Source organism: Pseudoalteromonas sp. TB51, from assembly GCF_000498055.1.
In the GTDB taxonomy this organism is placed as follows: Bacteria; Pseudomonadota; Gammaproteobacteria; order Enterobacterales; family Alteromonadaceae; genus Pseudoalteromonas; species Pseudoalteromonas atlantica.
In genome coordinates this window covers 1-10,423 of record NZ_AUTO01000002.1, presented here as the reverse complement: position 1 = coordinate 10,423, position 10,423 = coordinate 1, and the positions used below count along the sequence as shown (strand labels likewise).

Here is a 10,423-nt window from a genome sequence, read left to right as displayed (position 1 = left end):
TAGCCACTATTAAATGCTCTTTGTCTTGCCACATTTTGGTACCCGACACAGGGTTTGCAATAATAACGGCTTTGTTTTTAATAACTAGCTCGCCCTTTTTATGTCGCTTTGCTAAATGACGAAGCTGATGCTTATTAAGATTTGCGGTTTCGCGGGTTTCTTTTATTTGCGCGAGCACTTGGTGAACATCGGCGTTTTTATCTTGGCTCAGTAAATACGCTGCCATAACAAATACCGAACGCCCTCTGCCCAGTGCACAGTGAACTACCACGCGGCGGTCTTCTTTAATATGATGATGTATCCAGTTAATGGCTTGGTTTAATTGCGAATGGGTAGGCACACTATGATCAAGCACCGGAATATTTAAATAGCTAATATTTTCTTGTGTAGAGCTCCATTCTAAGCCATCAAACTCACACGTTACATCTAATATTGCCGTTATGCCGTTTTCTTTTAACGTATCAATATCAGAGGGGAACAATCGGCATGCTAAAAATAAATGGTTGTTAATTTTTTGAATGGGAGGGACTTTATCGTGCTTGCGAGAATACGCATTGTAAATTTGAACACCCAGTAAAAAAGGCACAAATGCCCAGCGGATATAAAATGGGATGACACCATTTTCACGCTTTCTAAAAATTTTCGCCAAATTAAAAATGTAAGCACCACTGACAAGAATTAACGACAATGCACTCCAGTAAAATACCACTGCAAAATATACCGAGTTAACCTCCCACCCTATAAATATAAAAATTAACGCTAAAATTAAATAACTCGTTGCAGCCCACATATTTTCTCCTTTATTTTTACTGTTTCGGCACATTTTTTTACAGCTGTGTATAAGTGTAGTAGCAATTTACACGCCAACAAAAGTTGTTTTTTAGGAATAGAAACAACACTAAGTAACTGATATAAAATAAATAAAAGTAGCTAGCTTTAGCTGTATTCGCATATTAGGCGCTTTTTACACAGTAATCGGTCATTTTTTCTCACTACTCAAAGGTAACTGTTTATATTTAAAACTTGTGTCAATGTGTACAGCAGCTAATATAAATGTCAGCTTAAAAGTTTTTGCATCCAATCACTCTTTTCACACGTTTATTGAGAGTGTGTTTATCTTTATTGGTTAAATTTATAACAGCCTGTTTAATCTCTATTTCAAAGCGATTAGGTTGCGCTTAAATAAAACAATTGTTAATTCACGAAGCTCAACACACCTCGGTAATAATAAAAACAACAGGAACCTTATGGAAAACGACAATTTACTTCCCCTTTTGTGTAAAACAGCACAGGGTAACAAAGCCGCGTTTGCTGATTTGTATCAGCAAACAAGCGCAAAGCTTTTTGCGATTAGTTTAAATATGCTTTCAAACCGCGCGCACGCAGAAGAAGTACTGCAAGAGGCATTTATAAAAATTTGGCATAACGCGTCAGAGTACAACTCATCTAAAGGCACAGTTATTAGCTGGATGATAAGCATTGTGAGATACCGCAGCTTAGATGCATTGCGTTATCACAAGGTAAGAAAAGAGCAGGCAATGGGTGATGATGAATACGACGAACAAGCAGTCGATGTTAGTTACGACGAACAAACCAAACTTGTTAATTGTATTGAGCAACTTGATCCCCAACAAAAACAAGCCATTCATTTAGCCTATTACAAAGGGCTAAGCCATGGTGAGTTAGTCAATCACATAGAAACGCCCTTAGGCACAGTTAAAAGCTGGATCAGGCGTGGTTTGCAGCAGTTGCAGAGGTGTTTAACATTATGAATTATAATAAACCAGAATTACTTGATGCTTTAGCAGGGCAGTATGTATTAGGTACTTTAAAAGGCCTGGCACGAAAACGTTTTCAACGCTTAATGCTCAGCTTACCGCAAGCCCGAGAAGCCACTATAATGTGGGAGCAAAATTTAAATGATTTAGCCAGTGCAATTACGCCTCAAACACCCCGCGCGCAAGTGTGGCAGAATATTTTAAATACATTAGAACACACCAACCAACCCGTTAAAACGGTGATCAAACCAGCTACATCGCTATGGCGCAATTGGTCATTTATAGCCACAGCTGCCTGTATTATCTTAGCATTTTTGGTTATTCAGCCCACAACTCAGCCCCAATACAGCCAACAAATTGCTTTAGTACAAAATCAAGATAAGCAATCACTGTGGTTTATTAACGTAGATGAGCAAACATTATCGGTTAAAGCCAGTGATAAACTCGTTGCGCAAACCGATAAAGACTACGAGCTGTGGATGATTTTAAAAGGGCAAGACACGCCAATTTCGTTGGGTCTACTGCCTAAAAACGGTGAAAAACAGTTACTCAAAGGCACGCGCTTTAAGGCACAAGACATTGCCCTACTCGCTGTTAGCTTAGAGCCTTTAGGTGGCTCGCCAAACGGCCTACCAACACAAGTACTGTACACGACAGATTTAGTTATTTTATAACTAAATAAACGCGACTGGTTGGTCAAACTTTGTTTGGCCAACCTTTTTATTTACCTTGGGTAACCATTAATATTTGATTAAACTAAAGTAGGCTTAATCGCAGTGCGATGCTTATCATATTGTGTGCTCAATACCTGCTGCGTTATTTTAATTGCATACACCCCCTGTAATAAGTATAAAACCAAACCGCTTCAGCCTCTTTATCACTCTCTTATCACTTCCTTATCTAAATGCAAAACAGCCTGCTGAAAATTTAATCTTGAACGTTAAACACCCCTTTATTAACAATAATAAAAAAATATTTAACTTTTTTGCATCCATTGTGCTTTTTGCTTCGTTATTAGTTATGACTCCAATCAAAACTAAAGGAAAAAGTCATGAAAGCTTTAACTCCATCTATACTCGCAGTAGTAGTATGCAGTACCTTAGTAAGCACCTCTAGCGAGGCATCAAGTCATCGTGAAGCGCCGAACATTAGCCGCTTCCCAACCTTAGACTCTACCGACTTTTACGTATTTAATAGTTATGAAGCAGGCAGAGACGACTACGTTACATTTATTGCCAACTATATTCCTCTACAAGATGCCTACGGCGGCCCTAACTACTTTGCTATGGACCCAGATGCAACCTACAGTATTCATATTGATAACGACGGTGATGCAGTTGAGGATATTACCTTTGCTTTTAATTTTACCAGTATGCTGCCAAACGATAATCAAGGCGTGCAATTAACCGTTGGCCCAGAAGATAATCAGCGTACTGTATCTGTACCTCTTAAAAACGTTGGTGGTGTAGCAGCAGGTGATGATAGCGCCGCTAATTTTAGCGAGTCATACACACTCAGCATGATAAGCGGTCCACAACGCACGGGTACCAGTACAGCATTAAGTAATACCACCACCAGTTCAACCACGTTTAATAAACCGCTTGATTATATTGGTGACAAAACATTTGGTTCAATGGCTGATTACCAAACCTATGCAGATCAGTTTGTTTATCAAGTTTCGGTACCAGGCTGTGACAGTATGGCCAAAGTATTTGTTGGTCAGCGCAAAGACCCATTTGTCGTTAACTTAGGTAAAACATTCGATTTAGTAAATTACGTTCCCGTTGAAGGTGATAGTGCGCCAGGTGCTGGGGATGGCGGTGGTTTCCCTGGAGGGATTACACAAAGCAGTGAGAATGACGACCTCGTAGATAAAAACGTTACCTCAATTGCAGTTGAAATGCCTAAAAGCTGTATTGTAGGTGAAGGCAACGGCGTAATTGGTTCATGGACAACAGCGAGCCTACCTCAAGCACGCATTTTAAACCCTAACGCTAAATTTGCAGATAACGCGGTAAATGGCGGTGCATTAACGCAGGTTTCACGCTTAGGTAATCCATTAGTTAATGAGCTAGTTATTGGTATTAAAGACAAAGATACCTTCTCAACGGCTCACCCTAAAGACGATGCACAGTTTTTAGATTACGTTTCGCACCCGTCTTTACCAGAGCTGTTAAATATTTTATTTAAAGATGCAGTAAATACCACACTTGGCGCTAATTTAGAAACTCTTGCTCCAACTAACTTTCCACGTACTGATTTAATCACCGCATTTTTAACTGGTTTTGCAGGGGTAAACCAACAAGCCACCGTAACGCCATCAGAAATGCTACGTTTAAATACTGCAATTGCAGCGACAGCACAAACTGATCAGTCTGCATTTGGTGTAGCCGGTGATGATTTAGCAGGTTTTCCAAACGGGCGCCGTCCAGGTGACGATGTCGTTGATATTGCACTTCGCGTGGTAATGGGGCGTTTATGTCACCCTATTCCTGTAAATGGTGAAGACACCGACTTAGGTCTATGTACACCAGAGGATGCTGATGTAGGTACAGTGCCATTCACTGATGGTGCTCCAGTTGATGCGAGCATGATGGATGCCACTTTCCCATACTTAGCCACCCCACTTGCAGGCTCTAAATAAGGAGTAACGTATGCGTAATTTAAACCTTACCCATAGCAGTATATTGTTATGCGCTTTGGCACTAGGCGCGTGTAGCAGTGATGATGATAACAAACAACCCACACCGGTTGTAAATTCTGCGCCCAATGCTAGTGATGCAATGTTAACCACACAAACAGAAGTTGAAATTAACGACATGTTAGTGGCCACCGATGCTGATGGCGATACATTAACATACACATTAACTTCGCAGCCGACATTAGGTAACGCTTTAGTAAATAGCGATGGCAGCTTTACCTATACCCCAAACAAAGAAGCAACCGGTAGCGACAGCTTTATGTTTGGTGTATCAGACGGTGTTAACCAGCAAGTGACTGCAGCGGTAAATATAACCATTGAAGCACTGCAAGTGGACTTTGCACAATTTGCAAGCGATGCATTTAATCAAAGCCCCACTGCGCAACCGCTATCTACCAACGGACGTGTCTTTATCAATACAGACACAGACGTAAGCGGTATTTCATCGGGCGCTTCTGGTAACTAACTCAGTAAGTAAATTAAGCTGATGGCCATGGATGGCTTTTTTAAGAGGATAAAACAATGCGCAGTCATTATAAAAAAATGCTCTTTGTTTTTTGCGCTGCACTGAGTGTAAATAACGTGCTTGCAAAACCAATTACCCCAAAAGATAACGCAATTATTGCCTCAAGCAATGCAACATTAAGTGCTAATTTAACCCTTGAGCAACTCACTGCGCTGGTGCTAAATAGCCAATACATAGGCCAAACAGAGCGTTATCAAGGTGTATTAAAAAAACGCTTAAAAAATCTATATACCGCTTCTGCAACTGCACAAACCGGTTATTTATATGCACGGGTACTTCAAAAGGAGCATGCGTTTTCACGTGCCATAGACGTTGCTAATAACGTATTAAAAATCCAGCCAGATCATGTAAACACCCATTTATTACTCGCTAATATGTTGATGACACAAGGCAAATTTGAACAAGCTAAGCGCCATTGCGTGGCATTAATTGGTAACACCAGCCTATTAACGGCCAGCACGTGTGTGCTAGATGTACAAAGCCAACAGGGCAAACTGAGTGAAAGTTATCACGCGTTAGTTAAGCTTACGCAAAACACAAACAGCAGCTTAGCGACAAAACATGTGCTCAGCGAAATGGCGTTTAGACTCAATAAATTCACCCGTGCGCAGCAGCATATAAATAATATTGATTTAAACACAGCCCCGGTGAGCCTTATTGTGCTGTGGGCCGATATTCAACTGCAGCAAAACAACCCTAAAAAAGTGCTTAATACACTCGGTAAACTTGCCAATAGCCACTCATCGCTTGAAGACGCTATTTTGCTTAAGTTAGCCATAGCTGAAAAACGCAGTAATAAGCACACTAATACGGTGTGGCAACCGCTCATGCAACAGCGCGTAAAATTACGTGAACAACGCCAAGATACCTTCCATGCCAACGACTTAGCTAACTACTATATTCATGTACAAGCAAACCAAGCCAAGGCACAATACTGGGCAAATATAAATTGGCAGCAAGCAAAAATGAGTACAGATAAACACTTACTAAGCCAAGCAGATACGATGGTTAGGGATTCTTTATGAGTAAAATAAACGCGTTATTTGTTTTATTTATAGTTGCGCTATTTGCCAACTTTAACGTGCAAGCACATCAGTTGAGCACAAGCTACATTTCACTGGATAATACCGACAACGAAAAGCAATACACAGGCACATGGCAAATAAATATTAGCGACTTAGAACAACAAGTTGCGCTTGATGTTAACCAAGACACCCAAATAAGCTGGGGCGAATTAAAATCACAAAAGACGGCTATTAATCGCTATGCCAAAAATACTCTATCGGTTTTACAAAATGAGCAAACTTGCCCATTAACAATCACCGATAACTACCAATTAGATAATCATTTTAATGAAGCATATTTAGTGTTACCGCTAGTTTTTAGCTGTAACACTGATGCAGATGTAACGTTAACGTACCGCGCTTTTTTTAACCAAGACGCAAACCACAAAGTTATTGTAAATGTAAATCAGGTTTCGCGGGTTTTCACTATAGATGAGCAACAGCACACTTTTACCACTGGGCAATCAAGTTATTTAACGACTTTTAACCAATATGTTTATCAAGGCGTGTTGCATATTTGGATTGGCATTGACCATATTTTATTTTTAATTGCACTACTTTTAACCTGCGTTTTAACACGCAATGATAGTCACTGGCAGGCAATAGCAAGTAAAAAGCACATTATTAAGCACACTGCGTGGATCGTGACTGCGTTTACCCTTGCGCATTCACTTACCCTTACTGCTACGGCTCTTAATCTTGTTTCGCCAAGTAGCCGCTGGGTAGAGCTAGGTATTGCAATCTCGGTATTATTTGCGGCTTTAAACAATGTATGGCCGGTTATATTACGCCTTGGCTGGCTTACTTTTGCGTTTGGTTTGTTACATGGAATGGGCTTTGCCAGTGTACTGGGTGAGCTTGGGCTCTCGAGCGATTATCAATTGCTCAGCATTTTAGCGTTTAACTTAGGTGTAGAGCTTGGGCAGCTGAGTATATTGTGTATTGCACTGCCGGTGTTACTAACCATGCGCAATAAACCTATTTACATAAAATGGGTGATGCCAATTGGCTCCCTTGCTATCGCTGCAATGGCAATATTGTGGTGCGTAGAGCGCATTTAGCATTAAAAAAGCGAGTCTTTTGACTCGCTTTTTAGTTTTCTATTACTTGGTTTTATCAAACGGCATTAGCAAGGTTTTCATCGCAGGCCTAAGCGCGATTAACACCGTTTCTTCGGTGAGCTCAGGGTAGAGCATCTTACGAAGCAGTAACCCCGCCATCATCGAAAAAATAACGTTAATGCGGCTTTCAAGTTCGTGTTCATCAGTGTCTTTAAGTGCACTACGTTCACTGGTGAGTAGTTGGCGCATGCGCCCCCGTGCTTGAATATCCATATCTCGTAAAAGCGAGGCCACTTTACTATTGCGACCCGCTTCCGCCATCATGTCTAAATCAACCACACAGGCACCGGTATCCATATGCCTTTGTACACCAATGTTTAAGCCATCTATAAGCGCTTGCAGAACATCACCTGGGTGATCTTCAAACTCCTGAAAGATTGAAAACATTTCTTCCATGTCTTTAGCAATAATACTTTCAATTATTGCCTCTTTGCTTTCAAAGTAGTTATATATATGCCCAGCGCTCATGCCTGCAGTACGGGATATTTCGGCCATGCCTGCGCCATGGTATCCCTTGCGTTTAAAACACTCTGAGGCAGCACTCAGCACCTGCTCTCGCCTAGCTTGTGCTAATGCTGGGTCTATATGCCTTTTAGCTTTCGTGCTCATAACCCTACTCCGGTATTAAGCGCAAACTTAATACATCGTAAGCTCATTGCATAGCTTAACTTAACAACACCTTTCATTTTACTGCTCTTGCACAGGTGTTTTAGCTATATTCCAGCCGCCACCTAAAGCTTTATACAAGTTAATTTGGCTGGCAAGGTAAGCCTGCTGACCTGTTATTAACTGCTGTTGAGCCGAGTACCACGTACGCTGTGCATCAAGTACCTGTAGGTAGCTATCAGCCCCTTTTTCGTAACGCATTTTTGATAAATCGTACGTTAGCTGACGCGAACTAATTAACATATCGAGGGCATCAAGTTGCTCTTTGTAGCCTTCTCTATCTGCTAATGCATCGGCGGTTTCACGAAACGCATTTTGAATTTTTTGCTGGTACGTAGCCACCGCAATTTCTTGATCGGCCTTTGCCACATCAAGGTTTGCCTGGTTACGTCCCATAGTAAAAATTGGTAAGTTGATTGACGGTACAAAGCTCCATGTTCCTGAGCCTGAATCAAACAAGCCACTTAAATCGCTAGACGTACTGCCCGCAGTCGCGGTTAAGCTAATGCTTGGGTAAAACGCCGCACGCGCTATACCTATATTCGCGTTAGCGGCTAATAAAGCGTGCTCAGCGGCTTTAATATCAGGGCGCTGCGTTAATAAATCAGAGGGTAAACCAACAGGTACTTCTGGTAAATCCAGTAAATTAGTTAACGAGTTAGTCGGTAATAAATCACTCGATACAGGGCGCCCTACCAGTAAATCTAACGCGCTTTTATCACGTTTTAACAAGCGTTTATATGTTGCTATATCTACTTTTGCAGTGGCAACCGTACTTTTAAGCTGCTCAAGCGTAATTGCCGATGTAGCGCCTAAATCAAAGCTTTTTTGCGTAAGCGAGAGCGACTCCTGCTGCGAGCTTAATGTTTCTTTAGCAAGCTCTAATAGCTGTAAGTCAGTTGCGTAGTTTAACCAAGCATTGGCAAGCTCAGCAATGAGTGAAATTTGCGTGCTGTATTGCGTAAGCTCAGTGTTATAGAGGTTTTGCAGGGCTTGCTCAGACTGGTTACGTACCTTACCCCAAATATCTAATTCATAAGAGGTAATACCGACCGTTGCGCTGTACTGTGAGCTAATACCTGCTTCACCTGTACTGGTTAAATCAGCCGGTAAACGTTGGCGCGTAGCCCCACCATTAAAATCTAATGAAGGGTATAAACCCGAATCTTCAATTTGGTATAAACCGCGTACACGCTGCACATTTAATACTGCTATTTGCATATCTTTATTATGCTCAAGGCTTAAGCTAATCAAGGTTTGCAATTTTTCATCATTAAAAAATTGCTGCCAATGTAACTGTTGCGCTGCTGCTTGCTCAGTGTCAGATACATAAGTATCTGGCACTGGTAAAGCAAGGTCTTTTTGCTCAGGGGCTAGTTGGCAGCCACTTAAAACAACTAATGTAATTGCGCTTAAAGTGAAGCGTTTAATGCTCATTGTGCGCTCTCCTTCTTATCGTCGGTGTTTTTCATTGGAAATACACGACGAACTAAAACAAAGAATAACGGCACAAATACCACCACTAAAATAGAAGAGGCAAGCGTACCACCTATAATCGAAATACCCAGTGCATTTTGCGCTCCTGAACCGGCACTTGAGGCAATAGCAAGCGGTATAACACCACAAATAAAGGCCATTGAGGTCATTAATATTGGACGTAAGCGTAAGCGTACTGCTGCAATAGCCGCATCGACTAACCCTAGGCCTTCTTGCATTTTATGAATCGCAAATTCTACGATTAATATTGCATTTTTAGAGGCTAATCCTATGGTGGTTAATAAACCTACCTGAAGGTAAATATCATTAGATAAACCTGCCATTACCGCGGCAACCGTCGCACCAAATATACCTAATGGCACAATAAGCATAACCGCAAACGGTACAGACCAGCTTTCATAAAGCGCTGCTAAACATAAAAATACAAACAATAGCGATAAACCGTAAAGTAACGGGGCTTGGCCACTGCTAGAGCGCTCTTGAAACGAAATACCCGTCCACTCAGAGGCAATTCCATTAGGAAGTTGTTTAACTAAGCGCTCCATTTCATCCATTGCTTGGCCAGTACTGTAACCTGGTGCAGCAGTACCTTGAATTTCCATTGCTGAAAAGCCGTTATAACGCTCAAGACGTGGTGAACCATAGGTCCAATACGAACTTGCAAAGGCTGAAAATGGCACCATATCGCCGCTGTCATTACGTACATACCACTTGTTTAAATCCTCTGGCACCATACGTCCTTGCGCTTCACCTTGAAGGTAGACCTTTTTAACGCGGCCACGGTCAATAAAGTCATTAACGTAACTACTACCCCACGCAGTTGATAGCGTGCTGTTAATATCTGCCTGAGACACACCCAGTGCTTGTGCTTTAGCAAGGTCAACATCAAGTTGCAGCTCGGGCATATCTTCTTGTCCGTTAGGGCGTACACCCGCCAAAATTGGGCTTTGACTCGCTAAACCAAGTAATTGATTACGCGCTGCTAATAAAGCATCGTGGCCAAGTCCAACCCTGTCTTGTAAGAAAATATTAAAACCATTTGCAGTACCTAGCTCAACAATGGCTGGCGG

The 10,423-nt window shown here is 41.6% G+C and carries 10 protein-coding genes; 6 read left to right on the top strand and 4 right to left on the bottom strand.

Annotated elements, in window-relative coordinates; genetic code table 11:
* Positions 1-790, bottom strand: a 790-nt coding sequence (locus L650_RS0100075; RefSeq protein ID WP_029771658.1) for a dual specificity protein phosphatase family protein, incomplete at its 3' end; no start/stop codon positions are given.
* A 457-nt stretch (positions 791-1,247) separates the two neighbouring features.
* Here L650_RS0100075 and L650_RS0100070 point away from each other — a divergent pair.
* The 6 genes from L650_RS0100070 (at position 1,248) to L650_RS0100045 (ending at position 7,130) form a co-directional block, all read left to right on the top strand.
* Complete coding sequence (locus L650_RS0100070; RefSeq protein WP_024031922.1) at positions 1,248-1,772, top strand: sigma-70 family RNA polymerase sigma factor; 525 nt, start codon at positions 1,248-1,250, stop codon at positions 1,770-1,772.
* Complete coding sequence (locus L650_RS0100065; RefSeq protein ID WP_029771657.1) at positions 1,769-2,452, top strand: anti-sigma factor domain-containing protein; 684 nt, start codon at positions 1,769-1,771, stop codon at positions 2,450-2,452. Before L650_RS0100070 ends, L650_RS0100065 begins: the two co-directional genes overlap by 4 nt.
* Positions 2,453-2,829: 377 nt before the next feature.
* Positions 2,830-4,422, top strand: a complete 1,593-nt coding sequence (locus tag L650_RS0100060) for a DUF4331 domain-containing protein (protein WP_029771656.1) — start codon at positions 2,830-2,832, stop codon at positions 4,420-4,422.
* Between the two features lie 10 nt (positions 4,423-4,432).
* Positions 4,433-4,945: an Ig-like domain-containing protein gene (locus L650_RS0100055; RefSeq protein WP_029771655.1), complete on the top strand. Its 513-nt coding sequence runs from the start codon at positions 4,433-4,435 to the stop codon at positions 4,943-4,945.
* A gap of 56 nt (positions 4,946-5,001) precedes the next feature.
* A complete protein-coding gene (locus tag L650_RS0100050) occupies positions 5,002-6,030 on the top strand; it encodes a tetratricopeptide repeat protein (RefSeq protein ID WP_029771654.1) in 1,029 nt (342 codons plus the stop codon).
* Positions 6,027-7,130 (top strand): HupE/UreJ family protein, encoded by a 1,104-nt coding sequence (locus L650_RS0100045; RefSeq protein WP_029771653.1) that lies wholly within the window; start codon positions 6,027-6,029, stop codon positions 7,128-7,130. The genes L650_RS0100050 and L650_RS0100045 overlap by 4 nt, the downstream gene beginning before the upstream one ends.
* A 42-nt stretch (positions 7,131-7,172) precedes the next feature.
* On the opposite strand, the gene L650_RS0100040 is transcribed toward L650_RS0100045, so the two are convergent.
* The 3 genes from L650_RS0100040 to L650_RS0100025 all read right to left on the bottom strand — a co-directional run.
* On the bottom strand, positions 7,173-7,799 hold the full coding sequence (locus L650_RS0100040; RefSeq protein WP_024031928.1) for a TetR/AcrR family transcriptional regulator: 627 nt from the start codon (positions 7,797-7,799) through the stop codon (positions 7,173-7,175).
* Between the two features lie 78 nt (positions 7,800-7,877).
* The gene (locus L650_RS0100030) at positions 7,878-9,293 is read right to left on the bottom strand and encodes an efflux transporter outer membrane subunit (RefSeq protein ID WP_004588752.1); all 1,416 of its coding nucleotides are present in this window, start codon (positions 9,291-9,293) and stop codon (positions 7,878-7,880) included.
* The coding region (locus tag L650_RS0100025) for an efflux RND transporter permease subunit (RefSeq protein ID WP_029771651.1) at positions 9,290-10,423 on the bottom strand (1,134 nt) is incomplete at its 5' end. The genes L650_RS0100030 and L650_RS0100025, both read right to left, overlap by 4 nt.

Coding starts and splice junctions, on each gene's coding strand:
- L650_RS0100030 (WP_004588752.1), bottom strand. CDS start 9,293: ATGAGCATTAAACGCTTCACTTTAAGCGCAATTACATTAGTTGTTTTA.
- L650_RS0100045 (WP_029771653.1), top strand. CDS start 6,027: ATGAGTAAAATAAACGCGTTATTTGTTTTATTTATAGTTGCGCTATTT.
- L650_RS0100050 (WP_029771654.1), top strand. CDS start 5,002: ATGCGCAGTCATTATAAAAAAATGCTCTTTGTTTTTTGCGCTGCACTG.
- L650_RS0100070 (WP_024031922.1), top strand. CDS start 1,248: ATGGAAAACGACAATTTACTTCCCCTTTTGTGTAAAACAGCACAGGGT.
- L650_RS0100060 (WP_029771656.1), top strand. CDS start 2,830: ATGAAAGCTTTAACTCCATCTATACTCGCAGTAGTAGTATGCAGTACC.
- L650_RS0100040 (WP_024031928.1), bottom strand. CDS start 7,799: ATGAGCACGAAAGCTAAAAGGCATATAGACCCAGCATTAGCACAAGCT.
- L650_RS0100065 (WP_029771657.1), top strand. CDS start 1,769: ATGAATTATAATAAACCAGAATTACTTGATGCTTTAGCAGGGCAGTAT.
- L650_RS0100055 (WP_029771655.1), top strand. CDS start 4,433: ATGCGTAATTTAAACCTTACCCATAGCAGTATATTGTTATGCGCTTTG.